The following is a 23,601-nucleotide window of genomic DNA, read 5'->3' on the forward strand; positions in this document are numbered from 1 at the left end:
CAGGCGCGATCTAGCGTTTGGCCACTGCGGTCGGGTCATTGGGATCGAGCTCATCAGGGAGCAGCGCCCCGGCCGCCCACTGGCGGCAGGAGCTGCAGCGCCAACTCGCGGGCCTTCCCGAGCAGCGCCGGCGCGCCCTGCGCTGCCTTGAGCCCGCTGAGGCCGCCGCTGCCTTCCGAACCAGCGCCGCAGCCCCCCTGCTCGATCTGGCCAGCAACGACTACCTCAGCCTGAGCCGCCACCCCGCCCTGGTGGCCGCGGCCCAGGCCGCCGCCGCGGGGGAGGGCGTGGGCGCCGGCGCCTCAAGGCTGGTGTGCGGCAGCCGGCCGGTGCATGCCGCATTGGAAACAGCCCTGGCGCGCTGGCTCGGCCGCGAGCGGGTGCTGCTGTTTCCCAGTGGCTTCCAGGCCAACCTGGCAGCGGTGGCCGCCTTCGCGGATCGCCACAGCCTGGTGCTGGCCGATCGACACATTCACCAGTCCCTGCTCAGCGGGGTGCGGGCCAGCGGCGCCGGGCTGCAGCGCTTTAGCCACAACGACCTGGCCGATCTGCACCGGCGGCTCCAGACCGCCAGGCAGGAGCGTCCCAGCCAACGGCTGCTGGTGCTGAGCGAAAGCCTGTTCTCGATGGAGGGCACCAGCCCGGATGTGACCGCCCTGGCGGCCCTGTGCGCTGGCCACGGCGCCGCGCTGCTGCTCGATGAAGCCCATGCCCTCGGGGTGCTGGGCCCCGGCGGACGGGGGCTGGGCTATGGCCTCAATGGGGAAGGGGGCCAGCCGGAGATCGCCCTGATCAGCGGCACCTTCGGCAAAGCCTTCGGCAGCGGCGGGGCGTTTCTGGCTGGCGACACCCTGGTGATGGAGTGGCTGCTGCAGTTCAGCGGACCCTTCCGCTACACCACCGCCCTGGCTCCGCCCCTGGCCGCCGGCGCCCTGGCCGCCCTGCACCAGATCCAGGCCGAGCCCCATGGCCCGGCGCTGCTGCAACGAGCCGAGCGCTGGCGCACCGCCCTGGAGGCCGCGGGCTGGCCCCGTCCCGCCGGGGTGGGGCCGATCCTGCCGCTGCTGGTGGGCGACGACCACGCCGCCCTGGCCCTGCAACACCGGCTGGAGGCCGCCGGACTGTTGAGCGTGGCGATCCGCCCGCCCACCGTGCCGGAGGGCACGGCGCGCCTGCGGTTGGTGCTGCGTCACGACTTGCCAGCCGGCACATTGGGGCGGTTGCTGGCCGCCCTGGGAGACCCACCATGCAGGTGATCGCCATGCACGGCTGGGCCGGCGATGCCCAGGGCTGGGAACCGTTCCAGGCCGCCTGGCAGCAGCGCAGCTGGGGCTGGCAGTGCGGCGAACGGGGCTACGGACAGCAGCCCCCCAAAGCTGTGGCCTGGCAGCAGGGAGCTGGGCCGCGGGTGCTGATCGCCCACTCGCTCGGCCCCCATCTGGTGCCGCCCGCCGTGCTGGAGCAAGCCGACGCGGTGGTGCTGCTGGCCAGCTTCGGCCGCTTCGTGCCAGAGGGCCCCAGCGGACGCCGACTGCGCACCGCGGTGGCGGCCATGGCCGAGCAGCTGGCCTCCGCCCGGGCCGGCGCCATGCTGGAGAGCTTTCTGGAGCGGGCGGCAGCCCCCCAATCCGCCAGCCTGCTGCCGCCTGGCATCACCGCGGCCCCCCTGAGCGAAGCCGGTCGGCAACGGTTGGCGCAAGACCTGGCCCTGCTGGCCGCCACCGCCGGCCTGCCCCCGGCGTTTCCGGCCCATGCCCGGGTGTTGATCGTGGAGGGGGGCGCCGACCAGATCGTGGTGCCCGAGGCGCGCGCGCTGCTGCGCGACGCCCTGCCCGCCGCCGACCGGCTCAGCCTGGCCGGGGTGGGGCACTGCCTGCTGAGCCCGGCGTTGATGCCCCTGGTGTGCAGCTGGATCGAGGCCCTGGCATGAGCCCAGCTGCCGCCCCCAGCCCAGCCTTCAGCCACCAGGTGAGCGCCCGCTTCGCGCGGCAGGCCCACCACTACACCCAGCAGGCCCGGCTGCAGCAGGGGGTGGCCTGGCGCCTGGCCCACCTCTGCCGAGCGCTGCCCCTGCCCGACGGTCCGCGGGCCGACCTGGGCGCCGGCAGTGGGCTGGTGGGGCAGGCCCTGCGCCACCAGGGCGACCACCAACCCCTGCTGCAGCTGGATCTCTGCCCCGCGCTGCTAGCCCACAACCCCCTGGCTGCCCCCAGCAACCACCTGGTGTGGGACCTCAACCGGCCCCTGCCCGAGCAGCTGCAGCACGCCTCCCTGCTCACCTCCAGCTTTGCCCTGCAGTGGCTCGACGATCCCGCCCGCCAACTGCGGCACTGGTGCGGCCAGTTGCGGCCGGGCGGCTGGCTGGCAGTGGCTGTGCCCACCAGCGGCAGCTTCCCCCAGTGGCACCGCGCCGCCGCCGCTGCCGGCGTGCCCTGCACGGCCCTGGATCTGCCCGATGCCGAAGCGCTACTGGCCGCCACCGCCCAAGGGGGGCTGCGCCTGCACCACTGCCGCCGCCTGCCGTTCAGCCGCGGCTACGGCAGCGGCCTGGGCTTCCTGCAGCAGCTGAAAACCCTCGGAGCAGGCACCAGCCGCTCGGGCCGCCTGAGCTCAGCCCAACTGCGCCGGCTGCTCGACTGCTGGCCCAGCGACGGCCACGTCAGCTGGGAGGTGTTGCTGCTGCTAGGCCAACGCCCCAACCCAGCCCCCAGCCCATGAACCACCGCCACCCCCAGCTGGTGATCTGCGGCACCGACACCGATGTCGGCAAAACGGTGGTGAGTGCTCTGGTGGTGCAGGGCCTGGGAGCCCACTACTGGAAGCCCGTGCAGAGCGGCCTCGAGGGGGGCGGCGACAGCGGTCGGCTGCAGGCCCTGCTGCAGCTACCGGCCGAACGGCTGCTGCCGGAGGCCTACCGACTGCGGACGCCGGTGTCGCCCCATTGGGCCGCCGAGCAGGAGGGCATCACGATCGACCCGGCCCGACTGGCCCTGCCAGCGGTCGACGGGCCACTGGTAGTGGAGACCGCTGGCGGGCTGCTGGTGCCGCTGCGCCGCGACTGGCTGCAGATCGAGCAGCTGGCCGCCTGGGGGCTGCCGGTGCTGCTGGTGGCCCGCAGCGGCCTGGGCACCCTCAACCACACCCTGCTATCGGTGGAAGCCCTGCGCCGCCGCGGCATTCCGCTGCTGGGCCTGGTGCTCAACGGCCCGCTCCACCCCGACAACCCCGGCACGCTGACCGCCCTGGCCCAGACGCCCGTGCTGGCCCAATTGCCGCCGCTGGAGCCCCTCACAGCCGTGGAACTGGCCCGCCAATGGCAGATCCAACGGCTGGGCGATAGTTTCAGAAGTGCAGTAGCAGCCCACCGGTGAGGACCCAACACCGATGAGCACGCAACCTGGATGATCCAACAACGATGACCAAACAACACTGGCTGGTGAGTGGCGTGCTGGTGCTGTTGTGCGGCGGTGTGTTGGTGCTGTTCACCGACGTGGAGGATTCGCTGGTGCGCTGGGTCAATTGCGGACCCGTGTCCACGGCCAGCGAGCGCCGCAGTGACATCTGCCGCTGAGCTCTGGCGCTGACCTCTATCACCGAGCGTGGGCCTGCCCCCGGAACGGATCAGAGAAAGCGCTGGACCCCTAAGGACCGGCCAGGATCACCGCTTCGGCATCCGCCCGCGACAGGCCATAGGGAAAGTGGCGCACCGACACTTCGCCGTCGCGGTGCCAGCTCACTTTGAGTTCCTCCACCTCCAGTTCCACCAGGGCGCTCCAATCGGGACGATGCAGGTCCCAGAGGCAGGAGTTGGCCCGCTGGCGCCGGGCACCCAACTGCTCCAGCCAGAGCTCCAGGGCCGGAAGGGGATGGTGATACAGCGGGGTCTGGGGGCTGGGCAACTCGGTCATGGCACCAACCCTGTCATGGAGCCGGTGGCATTCGCGGCCTGCGCCTGCGTCCACCAACTGGGCCACTGCACCAGCTCGGCGCCGCGCATCCAGGCCACACCCACCCCAAGCACCAGGCTCAGCACCAGGGCAAACCCCAGCAGCAGCAGGGCTAACCACTCCCCGCCGGAGAGATCCCGACGCACCGAGGTCGGCCGAGGGACATCACCCGCCAGCGGCGGCGGGGATGGCGGCAGCGGTGCTGGGGAGGGATGGAGCTGGGCGTCGTAACGCTGGCGCAAAACAGGATCGCTGAGCACCGCATAGGCCTGTTGCAGGCGCTGAAAGGCAGCGGCCGCTTCGGCTGCCGGCAAGATGGTGGTGTCGGGGTGATACCGCTTGCTCAACCCGCGGAAGGCCTGGCGCAGCTCCTGGCGGGAGGCCGTCTCCGGCACCTGCAGCAGCGCGTAGTGGCTGGGCCGGGAGCTGGATGGCGAGCTGGGTGGTGGGCTGGAAGAGGAGCTGGCCAAGGAGACGGCAGCGGCGAGGGAAGCGGGACTGCGAGATCCGGCGGGGAGATCCGTTCTGCGGGATCCTAGAGATCACAACCCCACTGCCAGGCTGGATGGCCCCCACCCTCACCGGCAACGCCCTCTGGCAAGAACTCGGCTGGCAGCCCAGCTCCGGCCAGGAGCAGCTACTGGCCGAGCTGCAGGAGCAGCTGCGCCAGTGGAACCGCAAGCTCAACCTGACCCGGCTGGTGGAAGGCGACGACTTCTGGATCGCCCAGGTGTTCGACAGCCTCTGGCCCCTGGTGCCCCTGCTGCAGACGGAGGCCGCCCAGGCGCCCCTCCGCTTGATCGATGTGGGCACCGGCGGCGGCTTCCCCGGCCTGGCGGTGGCGATCGCCTTTCCCCAGGCCCAGCTGACCCTGGTGGATTCAGTGGGCCGCAAGGTGGAGGCCGTGCAGGCCATGGCCGACACCCTGGGGCTGAGCGAACGGGTGCAGCTGCGCTGTGAGCGGATTGAACGCACAGGGCGGCAGAAGGCCTGCCGCGGCCAATTCGACTGGGCCCTGGCCCGGGCTGTGGCCAGTGCCCCAGTGGTGGCCGAATACCTGGTGCCACTGCTGCACCCCAACGGCCTGGCGCTGCTGTATCGCGGCCAGTGGTCGCCGGCGGATCAGCGCGAGCTCGACGCCGCCCTGGCCCCCCTGAAGGCCCGCACCGACCAGTGCCTGAATCGGGAACTCCCCCACGGCCGGGGGATCCGCCACGCGCTGCTGGTGAAGCCCCTGGCCCCTTGCCCCCCTGCCTACCCCCGGGCGGTCGGAGTCCCGGCCAAGCAACCGCTGGGAGCCGCGGCCACAACGGCAGCCGTCACGAGCCCATCAGCCGGGTGACGGTCTGGCCGCCCAGGCGGCTGCGCAGGCCCCGCAGGATCGCGGGGATCTGATCGACCCAAGGGCTGCGGGCGAGAGCGGCCCGCAGCTCCGCCTCGCTCACCGCGTCGTCGAGCAGGTCGGCATTGCGGCCGGGAAACCAGTGGCTGCCCTGGCCGAGCAACCCGTAGCGGGCCCGGGCAAAGCCCTCGAGATCCCAGGCCTCGAGGAGGTTGTGCAGCCAGAGCAACACCTGCACGTTGATCTGCCCCGGCACCTCAGACCACTCCGGCAAGCCCTGCTCCCAGCTGGCCAGCCAGGCCGGATCAAGGGCGTCCCGGCGGGCCTGCTCCAGGCGCCCGAGCACCGGGGGCACCAGGGCGCTGGCCTGGTCCAGCTGCGCCACTGTCTCGATGTGCAGGTTGAGATCTTCAGGACGGGCTGCTCCGACGCTGAGGGTATGAACAGCCGGCACCCCTGAAGAACCCAATTCATACAGGCAGAACAGATCGTTGAAGGTGATCGGGTGCAGCGGCGCGCACAGGGCGCTCAGGCGAGCGGAGGGCGTATGCAGATGGCCGCCCTTGTCGGTGGGGCTGATCACAAACACCCCCATGTCGTGGGCCTGGGCCAGCGCGATGGCGGGGCGGTTGTCCTGGCGGATGAAATACCAGTGGAGGTTGATGTAGTCGAAGGCGTCGCTGGCGATCGCCTCGCAGATCAGGGGCAGGGGAGCGTGGGTGGAGAAACCCACATGGCCGATGCGGCCCTCGGCCTGCCAGCGCCTCAGTACCTCGCGGCAACCGCCGGGCCGCAGGCTCTGCTCGAGGTGCTCCGGTTGATTGAGGCCGTGGAGCGTCACCAGATCCACCCGTTCCACCCCGAGGCGCTCAAAGCTGGTGCGCAGCTCGGCCTCAAAGGCCTCCGGCTCCGGGTAGGGAGGCACCTTGGTCTGCAGGATGCGCAGGGGATCGGGCACCTGGTCGAGCAGCCAGCCCAACTGCCGCTCCGAGGTGCCGTAGTGACGGGCCGTCTCGATGTGGTGAAAGCCCGCCGGCACCGCCTTCTCGAGGATGGTGCGCAGGTTGGCCTGACTCGCCGCGGTGATCTGATCGGGAGGCAGGTCGGTCCAGCTCTGCTGAAAGCGCATGCAGCCCAGGGAGAGCACCGGCATGGCCAGCTCGGTGCGGCCGAACCGCCGGGTGGGAAGCATCAGGACGGCTCCCGCCGCGGCAGGGTGCGCTTGGGCCTCGCTGGCGAGGGCACCCCCAAGGGCAGGATCTCCTGATCCGCCAGCTGTTGTTGCAGCCCCGGCAGCTGCTCATAGGCCACCCAATGAATGCAATCGACGGGACAGGTGTCGATGGCCTCCTGGATCAGCTCGGTGGTGTCTCCGTCCTGGCGGATGGCGCGGGAGCGCCCCCAATCGGGCTCCACCACAAACGTATTGGTGGCCACATGGGCGCAGTAGCGACAGCCAATGCAAACCGCCTCATCGACCCACACCGCTTTCTGGCGTAGGGACCCTCCGAGCAGGGGCTCCCGGCCGGTGCGCTGCGCCTCGGCCCCTGGGGGCATGGCTGTGAAAGCCAGGGCCGGATCCACCCTGCCGGAGGAGCTCACAACAACTAGGCCCAGCGGGTGACCACCAGCTCGATACTGCCGTCCTGTTGCTGGGTCTGCTCACTCACCTGGAAGCCCTCCTCGGCGGTGGCCGCCAGGATGGTGCGCAGGGCATAGCGCTGGTTGAGCTGGGCGATGAAGCGCTCCACCGGCACCGGCTGCTTCCACAGATCCAGGTCTGTCACGAGCTCATAGCTACCGGTTTCCGGGTTGAGACGAAACCCGATGTCAGCGCCGTTGGGCTGGGCCACAGCCAGTTGGGCCTCCAGCGTCTGGCCGCGGTAGCCGCGCACCGGCAGGGCGCCCTCGCGGGGCTCGTGGCCCAGATCCCGGAGCGCCTCCAGCAGGGCCTGGCGATCGCGAAGCTCGGTTTTGATCGTGCTGAAGTGCGACATCGGTTGGGGGGAGCGACGGTTTACAGGGAAGGGGGGGTGGCCAGGGATTGCCCCAGGGGCTGAACCTCGCCTTGAACCTGCTCGTGGGACTGGAAGGCCGCGGCCGTGCTCTGGCGCTGCTGCACAGCTCCGAGCCTCGCCTCGATCCGCTCGGTGAGCTGCTCGCAGCTCAACCCCCGCACCCCTTCCACCAACTCTTCGACGCGGCCATCGGGCCGGATCCGAAAACGGATGGTGTACTGATCCATCCCAGGCCTGGACAGGTTTATACATGCTAGCCGCGATTTCTGATGGCTGGGCGAGAGGCTGGGCCCGGGGACGCGTCAGCTTCGTCAGCGTCAGCTGAGCAGGCCCTCATCCACCAGCGTCTGCAGGCGTTCGAGCACCTCGGGTTGCTCCAGCTGCTCGAGGGCCAGCCGCGCCTCATCGCGCACGCTCGGCTCCGCGTCGTGAAGCATGGCGTGCAACAGCGATTCCACCACCACCTGCTGGCGGGGCTGCACCAGGTCGCCATAGAGGCGACCCAGGGCCCAGGCGCTGTTGCTGCGCACGGCCGGCTCGCTATCGATGCGCAGGCTCAGCAGCAACTGGGCCGCCGCCGGATCGGCCTTCGCCGCTCCGGTGGAGCCCGCCTCCGCCAGAGAGCTCGCAGCCCAGAGGCGCACGGCGGCGATATCCACCTGGAGCGAGCGGATCAGGGGATTGAGCACCGGCGCATCCGGGTAGTTGCCCAGGCTCCAGGCCACCGCCTTGCGCACATAGCCGTTGTCGTCGGAGGCCAGCAGGGCCAGCAGCGGCTCCACCGCCAGGGGGCTGGGGTTGCGGCCCAGGGCATACACCGCACTCATCCGCAGGATCGGGCAGCTCACCGCCAATAGGGGCAACAGCAGCGGCAGGGCCCGCGGATCGCGGTGCTCACAAAAGATGCGCAACCCCTGCATGCACTGCTCGTGGGTGCTGCCGCCGGCCTCAGCGCGCAACAACACCAAACCCTGGTCGCATTCAGCGGCCACGTCGCTGGCCGTTGGGTCGCTGGTCTCCAGATCATCGAGAGGATCGCCGAGCAGCTCCTCCGCCAATTCCTGGGCCAGCACCTCAGGGTCGAGGTGCAGCTGCTGGGGACTGTCGCCGAAGGGCCCTGACGGCTGGTCAGGCTGGGGCTGATCGGGCTGCAGGGAAAGGCTCACGACGGGGACTCAGCCGATCGGGGCGGGGGCAGCCATGTCGCCGGGCAACCAGATCCGAGCACTCACGGCAAAGAGCGCCAATCCGAACAGCACCACGATGGCGGCCGGCAGCAGGGTGGAGCGAAAAAATTGCACAGCCTTGGGGGTGAGCGAGCGCCTGGACCCATCATCGCCCCTAGTGTTCGCCAAACTGCCCCCCGCTTGATGGCCCCGTCCTCCGGCACCTGGCGGCGCCTCACCGCGGTGGCGGCCGAAGGGGTGGCCAGCGGCACGCCCTACATGGTGGGCACCAAGCTCCTGCAGGGCTGGCTCACCGCCTCCGGCGTGCCGCTCGGGCTGATCGGCCTGTTGGCCTACGCCGAACTGCCCTACACCTTGAAGATGTTTTGGGCGCCGGCCCTGGATCGCTGGCCGCTCCCCTGGCCCGACCGGCGGCGGGGCTGGCTGCTGCTGCTGCAGCTGCTGCTGGTGCTGGTGATCGCTGCCATGGCCCTGCTGCGGCCCAGCCAGGAACCCGCCAACCTCACGGCCATCGGCCTCATGGCCCTGCTGCTGGCCCTGGTGAGCGCCACCCAGGACATCGTGGTGGATGCGTACCGCACCGACCTGCTGCCCGAACGGGAGCGGGGTGCCGGCGCCGCCGCCACCAACCTCGGCTACCGCGGCGCCATGCTCGCCATCGGCGCCGGGGGCTTCATCCTGGCCGGCCGCAGCGGCTGGTCCCTGGCCTTCCTTGGCTCGGCGGTGCTGATGCTGCTGGTGGTGCCCTTCACCCTCTGGGCCCCCAAACTGCCACCGATCCAGCACCAGGTGTCCAGCCTGCGCCAGGCGGTGGCCGGCCCAGCGCGGGAGTTTCTGCACCGCACCGGCCCCGGCCGGGCCGTGATGCTGCTGGCCCTGGTGCTGCTCTACCGCTGGCCCGATGGTCTGCTCAACGTGATGGCCGTGCCCTTCCTGATCCAGCAGGGATTCCCGCCGGAGGTGGTGGGCTCGGTGCTGGCCGGCTGGGGCATCGGCGCCACCATCATCGGGACGATCCTCGGCGGCATCCTGTTCGCCAGGTTGGGCATGAACCGGTCGCTTTGGGTGTTTGCCCTGGTGGGGGCTGCGGGCAACCTGTCCTACTGGGCCCTCGCCAGCTTCAAGGGCGGCATGCCGGCCCTGCTGATGGCGGTGGGGCTGGAAAACCTGGGCGGCGGGCTGGTGGGCGCTGCGTTCGTGGCCCTGCTGATGAGCCTCTGCAACCCCCGCTTCTCCGCCACCCAGTACGCCCTGCTCTCCGGGGTCTACGCCCTGAGCCGCTCGGTGCTCTCCGGCCAAGCTGGTTTTGTGGCCGAAGGTGTGGGCTGGAGCAGCTTCTTCCTGCTCACCGTGGCCTCCTCCCTGCCGGCCTTCCTACTGATGGCCTGGCTCACCCCCTGGAACGGCGACGGGGCCAAGGGGGCCTTCGATCCCGCCAAGGACCCCACCTGATCAAGCCGGCTGCAGGCTCCCCTCAAGCCGCCGTCGCAGCTGGCCGCAGGCCGCGTCGGCATCGAGACCCCGGCTGGTGCGCACGCTCACGGCCACATGGCGCTGCTGCAGGGCCTGGCGAAAGGCCTCCACCGCGCCGGGAGCCGGCCGCTGGAATTCCTCCTCGGCGATCGGGTTGTAGGGAATCAAGTTGACATGGCTCTGGAAGCCGCGCAGCAGCTGGGCCAGGGCGACGGCATGGCGGGGCTGGTCGTTGAGCCCGCCCAGCAGGATGTATTCGAAACTCACCCGTCGGCCGGTGATGGCCACATAGCGGCGGCAATCGTCCAACAAGGCCTCGAGCGGATAGGCGTGAGCAGTGGGGATCAGCTCTTCGCGCAGCCACTGATCCGGCGCATGCAGGCTCACCGCCAGGGTGAACTGGGCGCGGCCCAGGCGCTCCAGGGCCCGCTCGGCCAGGGTGGGCAGGGTTTTCGGCACCCCCACGGTGCTCACCGTGATCTGGCGCTGGGCCATGCCCAGATCGGTGCAGAGGCAATGGATCGCATCCAGCACCGCCTCAATGTTGAGCAGGGGTTCGCCCATGCCCATGAACACCACGTGGCTGGGGCGCGCATCCATCACCTCGCGCACGCTGAGCACCTGGTCGACGATCTCATGCACCGCCAGAGAGCGCTGCAGGCCGCCCTTGCCCGTAGCGCAGAAGCGGCAGGCCATCGGGCAGCCCACCTGGCTGCTCACGCACACGGTGAGGCGTCCCTCGGCGGGGATGCCGACGGTTTCGATGCTGAGGCCGTCGGCCGTGCCCAGCAACAGCTTGGTGGTGCCATCGCGGGCCACGCTGCGATGCAGCTCCCGGGAGCGGCCGATCCAATCGAAGGCCCCAGAAGGGGGCTGGGCCGCGAGGTGCTCGCGAAAGGCCTTGGGCAGCACAGTCACCCCCTCGAGGCTGCGAACCCCCTTGGCGTAGAGCCAGTCGTGCAGTTGACGGCCGCGGAAAGCGGCCTGGCCGTGGGCGGTAGCCCAGTGCTCCAGCGCCGGAAGGCCCATCCCCAACAGGGGCAAGGCAGGCGCAGCCCGCTCGGTGCTCAAGGCCAGATCAGCAGCCCGTGCCCCAGCTTCCATTCCACGGCCACCAGGGCAATAAAGCCCAGCATGGCCAGGCGGCCATTGAGCAGCTCGGTGTGGGTGTGGAAGCCGAAGCGGGGCAGCCGGCGCTGGGGCACCGGCGTGTTCAGGCTGGTGCGCAGGGAATTAGCCATGGTGATCACTCATCGGTGAGCAGTCCCTCTTCCTGAAGACCCTCGAGGGCTGCAGGATCGGCGATCAGCTCCTCCTCCAGGGCGTCATCCAGGTTGGGGCGGGTGAACGCCGCCAGCCCGCTGGCGCTGGCCTCGATGCCATGGCGGCTGCGGGTGGCCTCCAGATCCGCATCGGAGGGATCGTCGAGCACCGCCATCGACGCGGCCGGAGCCGGCATCTCGACGGTGTAGTCGGGACGCAGGTTCTGCATGCGGCGATAGCCCATGGCATCTTCCTCGAGGATGTCGGGATGGGGGCCGGCCTCAGCCCGCAGCTCCTCTTCGAAGCCGCTGAAGCCGGTACCCGCCGGGATCAGGCGACCAATGATCACGTTCTCCTTGAGGCCGCGCAGCCAGTCGCTCTTGCCCTCGATGGCGGCTTCGGTGAGCACCCGGGTGGTCTCCTGGAAGGAGGCCGCCGAGATGAAGCTGTCGGTGTTGAGCGAGGCCTTGGTGATGCCCAGCAGCACCGGCGTGAATTCGGCGGGGGCCCCACCGGTGATCGCCATGGCGCTGTTCACCTGCTCCACCTGACGCAGCTCGATCAGCTCACCGGGCAACAGGGTGGTGTCCCCGGCGTCCTCGATGCGCACCTTGCTGGTCATCTGGCGCACGATCACCTCGATGTGCTTGTCGCTGATCGAGACGCCCTGGCTCTTGTAGACGTTCTGCACCTCCGTCACCATCCGGAACTGCAGCTTGGAGATCGCCTCCTGGGCCGCTTCCATCGTGGGCTTGCGGCTGCGCAGGTCTTCGAAGAAGCACTCCAGCAGCTCGTGGGGGTTGATCGGGCCGTCGGTCAGCGATTCACCGGCGCTCACCTGCTGGCCATCGCTCACCATCACGTTGCGGCCCAGCAGGATCGGGTACTCGGTGATGGCGTCGTCGTGCTCAATCACCGAGACGGTGATGGAGTCGTCGTCTTCGCCCTGCTTGATCTGCACGGTGCCGCTCTTGCGGCAGAGGATCGTCGATTCCCGCGGACGGCGGGCTTCCAGCAGTTCCTCAATCCGGGGCAGACCCTGCACGATGTCGCCGGTCTTCTGGCGCTCAAACACCAGCAGGGCCAGGCCATCACCCCGCTGCACCAGCTCGCCGTCGCGCACGTGCAGCACCGAGTCGGGCGACACCATGTAGGGGCGGCCCAGGCGGATGGTGAGGGTGCTGCCGTTGATGGCCTCCACCTGACCGCAGCAGGGGGCTTCGACCCCCTCAGCCAGCCGGTCGCCATCCACAATCCGCTGGTCGACGCCGACCTCAGGCTTGGCCGAACCCAGTTCGATGGTGCGGGTGTCGCCGTCGCGCTCCACGATCAGGCGGCGGATCGGTTCGCCATCGACTAGATCCGGCAGCTGCACCACCCCGTCTTCTTTGCAGAGAATCTGGGTGGTGGCCACCACATCTCCACGCTTCACGGCGATTCCATCTTCCACCTGAAGATCGGTGTGGGTGGAACCATGGCTCGCATCGGAGAGGGTGTCGCGCCGCACCAGCAGGGTTTCCAGGATGGTGAGCTGCAGGCGCTCGATCGTCTTGGCGCGCTTGTCGGACACGGCCTCCACATCCACCGTCATCTGGGGGGTGGTGTCGATGGTTTCCAGGATCAGTTGCGTGCGCAGCAGCTCAACGCCATCCACGCTCTTGATCAGCTCGCCATCCTTGAAGGCCAGGCGCTGGGTGGCCTTGAGGTTCAGCGAGGGGCCTCCGGACTGCTTCACCATGCCCAGTTCAGGCAGGTGGGCTGCATCGGGGATGGCGTACTCCTCCACCGGGCGCAACAGCAGCGCGCCGCCATCCGGGGTGTCGACCGCCTCAACGAACACCATGGCCTCAGTCTTGAGTCCCTTAGCGATCTCTTCACCCGGAGTCGCCATCTTGCCATCGGCATATTTGGCAAGGGTTTTGCTATCGGACACCAGGTGCAAGGTGCCGGAGCGCACAATGATTTCCCTCAGAATGTCGTTCTTCTGGGTCACCGTGACGATGCCGGCGGTCTGGCTGAAGATGTCCTTCACCACCTCGGTGCCGGCTTCAATCCACTGACCGTCCTCGATCATCAACAGGGAGATGTCCTTGTTGATCTCGTGGGTTTCCTGGGGGATCCACAGCAGGGTGCCGCCCTTGCTCACCTCGTAGCCGTTCTTGGCGCTGCGGGCCTTCTTGATGGCCAGACCAGGCGCAAATTTGACGGTGCCACCGGTTTGGGTGCGGAAACGATCGTCGGCCAGCTCGGCGATCACTTCGCCATTGGCGATCTTGCTGCCGGGGGCCGTGTTGAGGCGGTAGCGGATGTTGTCTTTGCCCTCCAGGTGCCAGATCTCACCGGAGTGGGTGGATTCGCCCACCAATTTGCAGTCCTTGAGGGTGAGGCTGGCGGTGACGATCTGCACTTCGCGGGAGTCACCGGCGCTCTCGCGCAGTCGCACGGCTCCGCCGTATTCGCTCACCAGGCGGCTTTCCGCCAACACCTCACCGGTGGTGACAGCCTTGTTGCCCTCCACCACGGGCAGGGCATTGGGGGGCAGGTTGTAGACGTCGCCGCTGAACACCCACATCCGGCCCAGGCGCTGGGCCTTGAGGGTGATGTTGCCCTGGCGGTCGGTGACCTCCTTGGGCTGAATCGCGTCCTCGTAGCGCACCTGGCCGGCCAGGTCGCAGATCACATCCTTGGTGGCCTTCTCAACGCTCTTCTTGACGGCCACGCCGGCCGCAATCTGGGCCAGGATCGTGTCACCGGGAACGGTGTCGCCGTCGGCCACAAACAGAATCGAGCCGTTGACGATGTCGAGCTTCTGGATCTTGCCCTTGCCGGTGGGTTTAACGGTGAGGGTGAAATCGGTTTCAGCGAGCTGGGCCTCCACGCCATGGGGGGTCCGGAAAGGACGCACCCGGGCCTTGGGACCGAATTCAACCGTGCCATCCACCAGGGAGCGCACCACACCGGTTTCAGCCGTGGACACACCACCGGTGTGGAAGGTCCGCATGGTGAGCTGGGTTCCAGGCTCACCGATCGACTGGGCCGCAACGATGCCGACAGCCTCGCCCAGATCCACCAGTTGGTTGTGGGCCAGGGCCCAGCCGTAGCACTTGCGGCACACCGAGCGGGAGGCTTCACAGGTGAGCGGGGAGCGCACCTTCACGGTTTTCACGCCACCGGCTTCGATCCGCCGCGACAGGGGGGCGTCAATCTCGCCATCGCGCTCCACCAGGGTTTCGCCGTCTTCGGCCACCACCGGCTCGGCCGCCAGACGGCCGATCAGCTTGCTGCCGAATTTGCCCTTTTCATCGGCGTCAATCGGGATGCTGCGGGTGGTGCCGCAGTCGTCCTCGCGCACGATCACGTCCTGGGCCACGTCCACCAGACGCCGGGTGAGGTAGCCCGAGTCGGCGGTGCGTAGAGCCGTGTCGACGAGGCCCTTGCGAGCGCCGTAGGAGGAGATCACGTATTCCGTGACGGTGAGGCCCTCACGGAAGTTGGTGCGGATCGGCAAGTCGATGATTTCCCCTTGCGGGTTGGCCATCAGGCCGCGCATGCCCACCAGCTGGCGCACCTGGGACATGTTGCCCCGGGCGCCGGAGTTGGCCATCATCCACACCGAGTTGAGTGGATCGTTCTCGTTGAAATTGCGGCGCACGGCCGCCACGAGACGCTCGTTCGTTTCGGTCCAGGTGTCGATCACCTTGGTGTGGCGCTCCACCTCGGTGATCTCGCCGAGGCGATAGCGCTCTTCGGTTTCGGTGATCTGCTCTTCGGCTTCTGCCAGCAACGCCGCCTTATCACCTGGGATGCGCAGGTCGTCGACGGAGATCGACACGGCCGCCTGGGTGGCGTAGTGGAAACCCAGGTCCTTCAGCTCATCGGCCATCGAGGCCGTGGCGGCAGTGCCGTGGTGCTTGTACGCCCAGGCCACCAGGTTGCGCAGGGCCTTCTTGTCGATCACGCGGTTGCGGAACGGCGGTGCCTGCTTGCTGAGAGCTTTGCTGGCGGCTACCGCAGCGATGGCGGCAGATTCCAGCGCAGCAGCCTCGGCGGCCTTTTTGGCGCTCTTCTTGGTGGTTTTCTTGGCGGGGGTGGCGGTCATGGCTGCGCGCGGAGGTAAGACAAAAGGAGAAACGAAAAACGGGAACCCAGACCCTGGATTCGCAACGGCCGTTAGGTCGCAGCCACGGCGTCGATGATCGTGTGGTTGATCACCACGCGACCGACGGTGGTGAGCAGATAACGGCTGATCAGCGCTCCGTCTTCATCGAAACGGTCGCGGCGGTACAGCCACTGCTCGATGCGGGTGCCATCGCTGAGGGTCTCTTCCTTCTGGGGCTGCTTGTCTTCGTCGTCGCTCTCAACCTCGCCGCTGAAGCGCACCCACACCCAATCGTGCAGCGACAGGTGCTTTTCTTCAAAGGCATCGATGACGTCATCGAGGCTGGCGAAGGTTTTGGCGCGATCGCCAAACTCGGGCTTCACCGAGCCGGGCTGCTCCGCCGTGAGGTAGTAGGCGCCAAGCACCATGTCCTGGGACGGAGTGATGATCGGCTCACCGGTGGCGGGGGAGAGGATGTTGTTGCTGGCCAGCATCAACATGCGAGCTTCCGTCTGCGCCTCAATGGCCAGGGGCACGTGGACGGCCATCTGGTCACCGTCGAAGTCAGCGTTGAAGGCGGGGCACACCAGCGGGTGCAGCTGAATGGCGCGGCCATCCACCAGCTTCGGCTCGAAGGCCTGGATACCCAGGCGGTGCAGGGTCGGAGCGCGGTTGAGCAGGATCGGATGGCCTTCGATCACCTCCTGCAACACCTGCATCACCTCATCGTCGGCGCGCTGGATCAGCTTCTTGGCCGCCTTGATGTTGTTGACGATGTTCTGGCGGATCAGGCGATGGATCACGAACGGCTGGAACAGCTCGATCGCCATCTCCTTGGGCAGACCGCACTGGTGCATCTTCAGCTTCGGACCCACCACGATCACGGAACGACCGGAGTAGTCGACCCGCTTGCCGAGCAGGTTCTGACGGAAGCGGCCCTGCTTGCCTTCGATGATGTCGCTAAGTGACTTGAGCGCCCGATTATTCGCACCCACCACGGTGCGACCGCGGCGACCGTTGTCGATCAAGGCGTCGACAGCCTCCTGGAGCATCCGCTTCTCGTTGCGGACGATGATTTCTGGCGCCAGGATCTCCTGCAGCCGCGCCAGGCGGTTGTTCCGGTTGATGACGCGGCGGTAGAGGTCGTTGAGGTCGGAGGTGGCGAAGCGACCGCCGTCGAGCTGCACCATCGGGCGCAGATCGGGGGGGATCACCGGGATCACATCCAGCACCATCCATTCGGGCCGGGCCCCGGTGGCGATGAAGTTGTCGATCACGCGCAGGCGCTTGATCAGCTTGGCCCGCTTCTGGCCCTTGCTGGCGGCAATGTCCTCCCGCAGCTGCTCAGCGGTTTCGTTGAGCTCGAGATCTTCCAGCAGTTGCTTCAGCGCTTCGGCGCCGATGCCCACGACGGGCTCATTTTCGATCTCCGAATCCTCGGCATAGATCTGATCTTCGATCTCCAGCCACTCATCTTCGGTGAGCAGCTGCTTGTAGGTGAGATCCTTGTGGTCGCCCGGATCGAGCACCACATAGCAGTTGAAATAGACGATCTGCTCGACATCGCGCAGGGGCATGTCCAGCAGGATCGCCACGTAGCTGGGAATGCCCTTGAGGTACCAAACGTGGGACACGGGTGCCGCCAGCTTGATGAAGCCCATGCGGTGGCGCCGCACCCGGCTCTCGGTCACCTCCACACCGCAGCGCTCACAAACGATGCCGCGGTGACGCACCCGTTTGTATTTGCCGCAGTGGCATTCCCAATCCTTGGACGGGCCAAAGATCTTCTCGCAGAACAGCCCGTCCATCTCGGGCTTCAGCGTGCGGTAGTTGATGGTTTCGGGCTTGGTGACTTCACCCACCACCTGACCATTGGGCAGCGTGCGCTGCCCCCACTGCATGATCCGCTCAGGCGACGCCAAGGTGATCTTGACGTAGTCGAAGTGGTTTTCGGTGCGGAGGTTGCTGTTGGACATCGGCTTGTAGCTCGCGGAGATCGAGAAAGGAAGGAGTGGCACGGCAACGCCCAAAGGAGCGGTCCGCGATCAATCAGCGATCAGTCGTCGTCATAGTCCGCGACGCCGAGGGATTCGTAGGTGGGCCGGCTGGGGGTGCTGCGGCGGGGGTTGACGTCCTGCATCAGATCCACTTCTTCACCGGCGTCGGTGTACACCGCGATGTCGAGACCGAGGGACTGGAGCTCGCGCATCAGCACCTTGAACGACTCCGGAGTGCCGGGGCGGGGAATCGGCTTGCCCTTGACGATGGCGTTGAGCGCCTCGTTGCGGCCTTGCATGTCGTCGGACTTGACGGTGAGCAGTTCCTGCAGGGTGTAGGCGGCGCCGTAGGCCTCGAGGGCCCACACCTCCATCTCGCCCAAGCGCTGGCCGCCCTGCTGGGCCTTACCGCCCAGGGGCTGCTGAGTCACCAGCGAGTAGGGGCCGGTGGAGCGGGCGTGGATCTTGTCGTCCACCAGGTGCACCAGCTTGAGGATGTGGGCATAACCCACGGTCACCGGCTGGTCGAACGGTTCGCCGCTGCGGCCATCGATCAGCTGGATCTTGCCGGGGTTTTCCGGGTCGTAGACCCAATCCTTGCCTGGCAGTTTGGCCGCCTCTTCCAAGTAGGCCTGCACCGTCTGCTTGCTCTTCTCGGCACCGTGCATCTCGTCGAAGGGCACCACCTTGACGCGGCAGTCGAGGTGCGATGACGCCCAGCCCATCAGGCATTCGAACACCTGGCCCACGTTCATGCGACTCGGCACACCCAGGGGGTTGAGCACGATGTCGATGGGGGTGCCGTCAGGCAGGTAGGGCATGTCCTGCTGGGGCAGGATCCGGCTGATGATGCCCTTGTTGCCGTGGCGGCCGGCCATCTTGTCGCCCACCTGGATCTTGCGGCGCTGGGCCACATAGACCCTCACCACCATGTTCGCGCCCGGCGGCAGCTCGTCGCCTTGCTCGCGGGTGTAGATGCGCACGTCCACCACGCGACCCCGCTCGGTGCTGGGAACCCGCAGGGAGTTGTCGCGCACATCGCGGGCTTTCTCGCCGAAGATGGCGCGCAGCAGCTTCTCTTCAGGGGGCTGATCGGATTCACCCTTGGGGGTCACCTTGCCCACCAGGATGTCGCCGCTTTCGACATAGGCGCCAATGCGGATGATGCCCATCTCGTCGAGGTGCCCCAGGCTCTCCTCGGCGACGTTCGGGATTTCCCGGGTGATTTCCTCGGGTCCAAGCTTGGTCTGACGGGCCTCGATCTCGTACTTCTCGATGTGCACCGAGGTGTAGAGGTCGTCGTGCACCAGCCGATCGCTCAGCAGGATGGCGTCCTCGTAGTTGTAGCCCTCCCAGGGCATGTAGGCGATCAGCACGTTCTGACCGAGCGCAATCTCGCCGCCCTCGCAGGCCGAGCCATCCGCCAGCACCTGGCCGGCAATCACCGTGTCGCCCTGGCGGACGATCGGGCGCTGGTTCAGGCAGGTGTCCTGGTTGGAGCGCTGATATTTCTGCAGGTGGTGCACATGGTCGGTGCCCTGGTCATCGCGGATGACGATGGCGGTGGCATCCACAAAGGTGACCGTGCCGTTGACCCGGGTGATCGGCACCATGCCGGAGTCGCGGGCGACCTGGGTTTCCAGGCCCGTGCCCACCAGGGGACGCTCGGGGCGGAGCAGGGGCACCGCCTGACGTTGCATGTTGGAGCCCATCAGGGCCCGGTTGGCGTCGTCGTGCTCCAGGAAGGGGATCAGGGAGGTGGCCACCGAGATCACCTGCACCGGTGAAAGCTGCACGTAGTCCACCTGCTCGGGCGGCACCTTCTCAAAGTCCTGGCGATAGCGCACCGGCACCAGCTCGGCGGTGATCCGGCCGTCCGCGTCGGTCGGCACGTCACCGGGGGCAACGCGGCACTCGTCCTCCAGGTCGGCGGAGAGGTAGATGGGATCGCCACTCTTGTGGACGATGCCGTTCTCCACCTTCCAGAACGGAGTTTCGATGAAGCCGTACTCATTCACCCGGGCATGGGTGGCCAGCGAACCGATCAGACCGGCGTTCGGGCCTTCTGGCGTTTCGATCGGGCAGATCCGGCCGTAGTGGGAGGGGTGGATGTCCCGCACAGCAAAGCCGGCCCGCTCGCGGGTCAGACCGCCTGGGCCGAGGGCACTGATGCGGCGCTTGTGGGTGAGCTCCGCCAGGGGGTTGGTCTGATCCATGAACTGGCTCAGCTGGCTGGAGCCGAAGAACTCCTTGATCGCCGCCACCAGGGGCTTGGGGTTCACCAGCTGGGCGGGGGTGAGGCTCTCGGTCTCACCAACCGTCATCCGCTCCTTGATGATCCGCTCCAGGCGGTTCAGACCCACGCGCACCTGGTTCTGCAGGAGCTCACCCACCGAGCGCACCCGGCGATTGCCGAGGTGGTCGATGTCGTCGAGGCAGGCACCGCCCACATCGAGCTCGAGGTTGATCAGGTAGTCGATCGTGCTCAGCACGTCCTCAGGGGTGAGGGTGCGCACCGCATCGGGAATGGTGAGGCGCAGCTTCTTGTTGATCTTGTAGCGGCCCACCCGGCCCAGGTCGTAGCGCTTGGGGTCGAAGAAGCGGCTGTGCAGCAGGGTCTGACCGCCGCTGACGGAGGGGGGTTCACCGGGACGAAGCTTCTTGTAGAGCTCCAGCAGGGCCTGGTCTTCCGAGGAAATGCCCTCGTCGTTGGCTGCCTCGATCGACTTCTGGTAGAACTCGGGGTGCCGCAGCTTGTCGAGCACGTCGTTGTCCGACAGACCGATGGCCCGCATCAGCACGTGGGCGTTGATCTTGCGGGTCTTGTCGACGCGAACGTGCAGCAGGTCGTTCTTGTCGGTCTCGAACTTCAGCCAGGCCCCGCGATTGGGGATCAGGCTGGCGTTAAAGGTCTTGCGGCCGTTCTTGTCCTGCTCGTCCTTGAAATAGACACCGGGCGAGCGGACGATCTGGTTGACGATCACGCGCTCGGCGCCATTGATAATGAACGTGCCGCGTTCGGTCATCAGCGGCAGTTCGCCGACAAAGACCTCCTGCTCCTTGATTTCGCCGGTCTCCTTGTTGACCAGACGGCAGGTGACATACATCTGGGACGCGAAGGTCGCGTCACGGCGCTTGGCCTCTTCCACATCGTGGCGGGGGCGCTTCAGGCGGTACTCGCTACCGATGAAGTGGAGCTCGAGCTTGCCGGTGTAGTCGGTGATCGGCGAAAAGCTCTCGAGCTCTTCGATCATCCCCTTCTCCAGGAACCATTTGAAGCTGGCGCGCTGCACCTCCACCAAATCGGGCAGGTAAGTAACGGTCTTAGCGACCTGGATCGCGCTGCTCATGCGGTGAACCTGCAGGAACGGGTGGAAATGGACTGGCCGGCGGGGCACCCCATGGCGGGCGCTGCTGTCTTGACGGCCCGCAGCCGCCCACACAAACAGCCGCCCCCCGAACGGGGAACGGCTGCCCGAGGGGGCTCGCTCAACGGGATTGCTTCAAGACTGCAGACGTCGACAAAAAGGAGCGCTTCCGCTTCTAGGCCAATGAAACATCATACATTGTGAAGCGGCAGGCGGAACAGCTCGGCCGCATTGGAAGTGCTGGTATTGGCCACTTCCGTGAGGGTTTCCCCACGCAGCTCGGCCACCCGCGCCGCCACCGACGCCACGAACGCCGGCTCATTGCGTTTGCCCCGCCGGGGAACCGGCGCCAGAAAGGGGCAGTCGGTTTCCACCAAATAGCGATTCGCGGGCACCTGCCGGGCACAGGCATGGGTGGCCTCCGCCTTGGGGAAGGTGACGGTGCCGCTGAAGCTGATGTAAAAACCCAGCTCCAGGAACCCCTCCATTTCCTCGGGGTTGCCCCCCCAGCAATGCATCACGCCGCGGGGGCAAGCTCCGCGCGCAGCCCGCTGGCGCAGCAGGGCCAACATCGGCTCAGCCGCATCGCGGCAGTGCACGATCACCGGCAGATCCAGCTCCACCGCCAGATCCAGCTGGGGCTCCAGCATGGCGAGCTGCTGCTCAAGGTTGTGGTCACGAAACAGATCAAGGCCCAGCTCACCGATGGCCACCACGCGGGAATCGGCCTGGGCGGCCTGGCGCAGCACGCCAGCGGTGTCGTCGCACCAGTGCTCGGTATCGAGGGGATGGACCCCCACGGAATAGCGCAGCTCGGGAAAGCGATCGGCCAGAGCCCGGATCGCTGGAATCTCCGAAGGCTCCACGCAGGCATGAACCAGAGCCTGCACGCCGGCATCCCGCCAACGCTGGGCCACCTCCTCGAGGTCGTCGTCGAAATTGCGGAACACGATGTGACAGTGGCTGTCGACCAGCGCCGCTGGAGTGACGCCTGTGGCTGGGCTCAGAGCTGTGGCTGGGCTCAGAGCCATGGCACAACAAAAATCCTGGGGATGGCAACCATTGTGGCCATCCCCAGGATCTGCTGCCTCGGTGGGCACCCGAGGCTCGAGGTGTCGAGGCAGGAGCTCAGGCCTTGGCCGCCACCGCCGGCTCGATCACTTTTTTCACGGCCGCGCTGAGGCGCGACTTCTGGTTGGCACCGGTGTTGCTGTGCAGCACACCCACCTTCACGGCCTTATCAATCTTGCTGAAAGCAGCGTTCATGCTGGTCTGAACGGCCGTCTTGGCGGTTTCGCCAGGCTCCTGGCTGTAGGCGGTGCAGGCGGTGAAGCAGCGCTTCATCAAGGTGCGCAGGGCCGACTTGTAGTTGCGGTTGCGGAGGCGATTGCGCTCGGCAACTTCAATGCGCTTCTTCGACGACTTGTTATTAGCCACAGGCGGACGGACGCTGGATCGGCAAACGCGGATCCTACCGCCAGGCTGCCCACCAATCCCCAAAACCTTGCCAAGCCAGTGCCGCACTAGCTTGTCGACGTGTTGCCGCCAGTCCTGCCCCGTGGTCGCGTCGCCTGCCGCTCTGTCGATCACCTGCCTGCGGGATGACGCCTCGTCCGTTGCCAGCCCCTCGGCCGGTGGCAGCCCAGCGGCCAAACGCCTAGCCGCCATCGCCGAACGCACCAGCGGCGGCCGCATGCAGGAGGAGATGGCCCGTGTGGAGGCGATCCTCACCCAGGTGCAGACCCAGGGGGATCAGGCCCTGCTGGAGCTCACCGAACGGTTTGATGGCGTGCGACCCGATCCGCTGCGCATTCCGCGCGAACGGCTGGCAGCGGCATGGCAGGCCACCCCCGCGCCGCTGCAGGAGGCCCTGCGCCTGGCTCACCAGCGAATCCTGGCCTTCCACCAGCAGCAACTCCCCGCCGACCTCGCCATCACCGGTCCCCACGGCGAACAGCTGGGCCGGCGCTGGCGACCGGTGGAGCGGGCTGGCCTCTACGTGCCGGGGGGGCGCGCCTCCTACCCCAGCACCGTGCTGATGAACGCCGTGCCGGCGCGGGTGGCGGGGGTGCAACGGCTGGTGATGGTGACACCCCCCGGCCCCGGCGGCGAACCCAACGCCACCGTGCTGGCGGCAGCCCATCTGGCCGGTGTTGAGGAGGTGTACCGGGTGGGGGGTGCCCAGGCGATCGGCGCCCTGGCCTACGGCACCGAAACCATTCCCCGGGTGGACGTGATCAGCGGCCCGGGCAACCTCTACGTGACCCTGGCGAAAAAGGCTGTATTTGGCCGGGTGGCGATCGATTCCCTCGCCGGCCCGAGCGAGGTGCTGGTGATCGCCGACCACACCGCCCGCGTCGACCAGGTGGCCGCCGACCTGCTGGCCCAGGCCGAACACGACCCCCTGGCCGCAGCGATCCTGCTCACCACCAGCGAAGCGCTGGCCGCAGCTCTACCCGCAGCGCTGGAGGCCCAGCTTGAAAACCACCCCAGGGCCGAGATCACCCGCACGGCCCTGAACGACTGGGGCCTGATCGTGGTGTGCGACAGCCTCACCCAGGCGGCCCGGCTCAGCGACTGTTTTGCGCCCGAGCACCTGGAGTTACTGGTCGAAGACCCGGAGCGCCTGGCCGAGCAGATCCAGCACGCCGGCGCCATCTTCATGGGGCCCTACACACCCGAGGCCGTGGGCGACTATCTCGCCGGCCCCAACCACACCTTGCCCACCTCAGGCACGGCACGGTTTGCCGGCGCCCTGAGCGTGGAGACCTTTCTGCGCCACACCAGTTTGATCCGCTTCAACCGGGAGGCCCTGGAGGCCACCGGGGCTGCCGTCATCAGCCTGGCGGAGAGCGAAGGACTCCACAGCCACGCCGAATCGGTGCGGCGCCGGCTCTCGTGAGCGGG

General features: G+C 67.5%; 23 protein-coding genes. 8 read left to right on the forward strand and 15 right to left on the reverse strand.

Features of this window, described 5'->3' with window-relative positions; genetic code table 11:
- Positions 1 to 137 precede the first annotated feature (137 nt).
- The 5 genes from KBY57_RS09910 to KBY57_RS09930 are packed head-to-tail and all read left to right on the forward strand — an operon-like array spanning position 138 to position 3,571.
- A complete protein-coding gene (locus KBY57_RS09910) occupies positions 138 to 1,256 on the forward strand; it encodes an aminotransferase class I/II-fold pyridoxal phosphate-dependent enzyme (protein ID WP_254995703.1) in 1,119 nt (372 codons plus the stop codon).
- Entirely contained in the window at positions 1,247 to 1,930 is a 684-nt protein-coding gene (locus tag KBY57_RS09915; RefSeq protein WP_254995671.1) for an alpha/beta hydrolase, read from the forward strand. Before KBY57_RS09910 ends, KBY57_RS09915 begins: the two co-directional genes overlap by 10 nt.
- Positions 1,927 to 2,718, forward strand: a complete 792-nt coding sequence (locus KBY57_RS09920) for a methyltransferase domain-containing protein (RefSeq protein ID WP_254995672.1) — start codon at positions 1,927 to 1,929, stop codon at positions 2,716 to 2,718. Before KBY57_RS09915 ends, KBY57_RS09920 begins: the two co-directional genes overlap by 4 nt.
- Positions 2,715 to 3,371 (forward strand): dethiobiotin synthase, encoded by a 657-nt coding sequence (bioD, locus tag KBY57_RS09925; protein WP_254995674.1) that lies wholly within the window; start codon positions 2,715 to 2,717, stop codon positions 3,369 to 3,371. The genes KBY57_RS09920 and bioD overlap by 4 nt, the downstream gene beginning before the upstream one ends.
- Positions 3,372 to 3,415: 44 nt before the next feature.
- Entirely contained in the window at positions 3,416 to 3,571 is a 156-nt protein-coding gene (locus KBY57_RS09930) for a hypothetical protein (protein ID WP_198953899.1), read from the forward strand.
- Positions 3,572 to 3,641: 70 nt separating this feature from the next.
- On the opposite strand, the gene KBY57_RS09935 is transcribed toward KBY57_RS09930, so the two are convergent.
- Positions 3,642 to 3,908 (reverse strand): DUF3143 domain-containing protein, encoded by a 267-nt coding sequence (locus KBY57_RS09935; RefSeq protein ID WP_094561546.1) that lies wholly within the window; start codon positions 3,906 to 3,908, stop codon positions 3,642 to 3,644.
- A complete protein-coding gene (locus tag KBY57_RS09940) occupies positions 3,905 to 4,417 on the reverse strand; it encodes a J domain-containing protein (RefSeq protein WP_254995675.1) in 513 nt (170 codons plus the stop codon). The genes KBY57_RS09935 and KBY57_RS09940 overlap by 4 nt, the downstream gene beginning before the upstream one ends.
- A 95-nt stretch (positions 4,418 to 4,512) precedes the next feature.
- On the opposite strand from KBY57_RS09940, the gene rsmG reads away from it, so the two are divergent.
- Entirely contained in the window at positions 4,513 to 5,289 is a 777-nt protein-coding gene (gene rsmG, locus KBY57_RS09945) for a 16S rRNA (guanine(527)-N(7))-methyltransferase RsmG (RefSeq protein ID WP_254995677.1), read from the forward strand.
- On the opposite strand, the gene KBY57_RS09950 is transcribed toward rsmG, so the two are convergent.
- The 6 genes from KBY57_RS09950 to KBY57_RS09975 all read right to left on the reverse strand — a co-directional run bounded on the left by KBY57_RS09950 (position 5,267) and on the right by KBY57_RS09975 (position 8,608).
- Positions 5,267 to 6,481, reverse strand: coding sequence for an aldo/keto reductase (locus KBY57_RS09950; RefSeq protein ID WP_254995678.1), 1,215 nt, complete (start codon positions 6,479 to 6,481; stop codon positions 5,267 to 5,269). The genes rsmG and KBY57_RS09950 overlap by 23 nt on opposite strands.
- On the reverse strand, positions 6,481 to 6,846 hold the full coding sequence (locus tag KBY57_RS09955; RefSeq protein ID WP_254995679.1) for a ferredoxin: 366 nt from the start codon (positions 6,844 to 6,846) through the stop codon (positions 6,481 to 6,483). The genes KBY57_RS09950 and KBY57_RS09955 overlap by 1 nt, the downstream gene beginning before the upstream one ends.
- A gap of 50 nt (positions 6,847 to 6,896) precedes the next feature.
- Positions 6,897 to 7,286, reverse strand: coding sequence for a DUF1257 domain-containing protein (locus KBY57_RS09960; RefSeq protein WP_254995680.1), 390 nt, complete (start codon positions 7,284 to 7,286; stop codon positions 6,897 to 6,899).
- Between the two features lie 20 nt (positions 7,287 to 7,306).
- The gene (locus tag KBY57_RS09965; protein ID WP_254995682.1) at positions 7,307 to 7,534 is read right to left on the reverse strand and encodes a DUF2997 domain-containing protein; all 228 of its coding nucleotides are present in this window, start codon (positions 7,532 to 7,534) and stop codon (positions 7,307 to 7,309) included.
- 90 nt (positions 7,535 to 7,624) lie between these two features.
- Positions 7,625 to 8,398, reverse strand: coding sequence for a HEAT repeat domain-containing protein (locus tag KBY57_RS09970; RefSeq protein ID WP_254995705.1), 774 nt, complete (start codon positions 8,396 to 8,398; stop codon positions 7,625 to 7,627).
- 84 nt (positions 8,399 to 8,482) lie between these two features.
- Positions 8,483 to 8,608 (reverse strand): hypothetical protein, encoded by a 126-nt coding sequence (locus KBY57_RS09975; protein ID WP_254931229.1) that lies wholly within the window; start codon positions 8,606 to 8,608, stop codon positions 8,483 to 8,485.
- A gap of 69 nt (positions 8,609 to 8,677) precedes the next feature.
- Here KBY57_RS09975 and KBY57_RS09980 point away from each other — a divergent pair, with 69 nt between their 5' ends.
- Positions 8,678 to 9,946 (forward strand): AmpG family muropeptide MFS transporter, encoded by a 1,269-nt coding sequence (locus KBY57_RS09980; RefSeq protein WP_254995683.1) that lies wholly within the window; start codon positions 8,678 to 8,680, stop codon positions 9,944 to 9,946.
- Here KBY57_RS09980 and rlmN read toward each other — a convergent pair whose 3' ends face one another.
- The 7 genes from rlmN to rpsT all read right to left on the reverse strand — a co-directional run bounded on the left by rlmN (position 9,947) and on the right by rpsT (position 22,131).
- On the reverse strand, positions 9,947 to 10,996 hold the full coding sequence (gene rlmN / locus KBY57_RS09985) for a 23S rRNA (adenine(2503)-C(2))-methyltransferase RlmN (protein ID WP_254995706.1): 1,050 nt from the start codon (positions 10,994 to 10,996) through the stop codon (positions 9,947 to 9,949). It lies immediately after the preceding gene.
- 38 nt (positions 10,997 to 11,034) lie between these two features.
- Positions 11,035 to 11,208 (reverse strand): chlorophyll a/b-binding protein, encoded by a 174-nt coding sequence (locus tag KBY57_RS09990; RefSeq protein WP_094561570.1) that lies wholly within the window; start codon positions 11,206 to 11,208, stop codon positions 11,035 to 11,037.
- Between the two features lie 5 nt (positions 11,209 to 11,213).
- Complete coding sequence (locus KBY57_RS09995; RefSeq protein WP_254995684.1) at positions 11,214 to 15,329, reverse strand: DNA-directed RNA polymerase subunit beta'; 4,116 nt, start codon at positions 15,327 to 15,329, stop codon at positions 11,214 to 11,216.
- A 71-nt stretch (positions 15,330 to 15,400) separates the two neighbouring features.
- A complete protein-coding gene (locus tag KBY57_RS10000; RefSeq protein WP_254995707.1) occupies positions 15,401 to 17,305 on the reverse strand; it encodes a DNA-directed RNA polymerase subunit gamma in 1,905 nt (634 codons plus the stop codon).
- 80 nt (positions 17,306 to 17,385) lie between these two features.
- The gene (gene rpoB, locus KBY57_RS10005; RefSeq protein ID WP_254995685.1) at positions 17,386 to 20,676 is read right to left on the reverse strand and encodes a DNA-directed RNA polymerase subunit beta; all 3,291 of its coding nucleotides are present in this window, start codon (positions 20,674 to 20,676) and stop codon (positions 17,386 to 17,388) included.
- A 209-nt stretch (positions 20,677 to 20,885) separates the two neighbouring features.
- Positions 20,886 to 21,725: a TatD family hydrolase gene (locus KBY57_RS10010; protein ID WP_254995686.1), complete on the reverse strand. Its 840-nt coding sequence runs from the start codon at positions 21,723 to 21,725 to the stop codon at positions 20,886 to 20,888.
- A 97-nt stretch (positions 21,726 to 21,822) separates the two neighbouring features.
- Entirely contained in the window at positions 21,823 to 22,131 is a 309-nt protein-coding gene (gene rpsT, locus KBY57_RS10015; RefSeq protein ID WP_094561558.1) for a 30S ribosomal protein S20, read from the reverse strand.
- Positions 22,132 to 22,288: 157 nt separating this feature from the next.
- On the opposite strand from rpsT, the gene hisD reads away from it, so the two are divergent.
- The gene (hisD, locus tag KBY57_RS10020; protein ID WP_261356785.1) at positions 22,289 to 23,596 is read left to right on the forward strand and encodes a histidinol dehydrogenase; all 1,308 of its coding nucleotides are present in this window, start codon (positions 22,289 to 22,291) and stop codon (positions 23,594 to 23,596) included.
- The last annotated feature ends 5 nt before the right edge of the window (positions 23,597 to 23,601 follow it).

Source organism: Cyanobium sp. Aljojuca 7D2 (assembly GCF_024346415.1).
Classification (GTDB): domain Bacteria; phylum Cyanobacteriota; class Cyanobacteriia; order PCC-6307; family Cyanobiaceae; genus Cyanobium_A.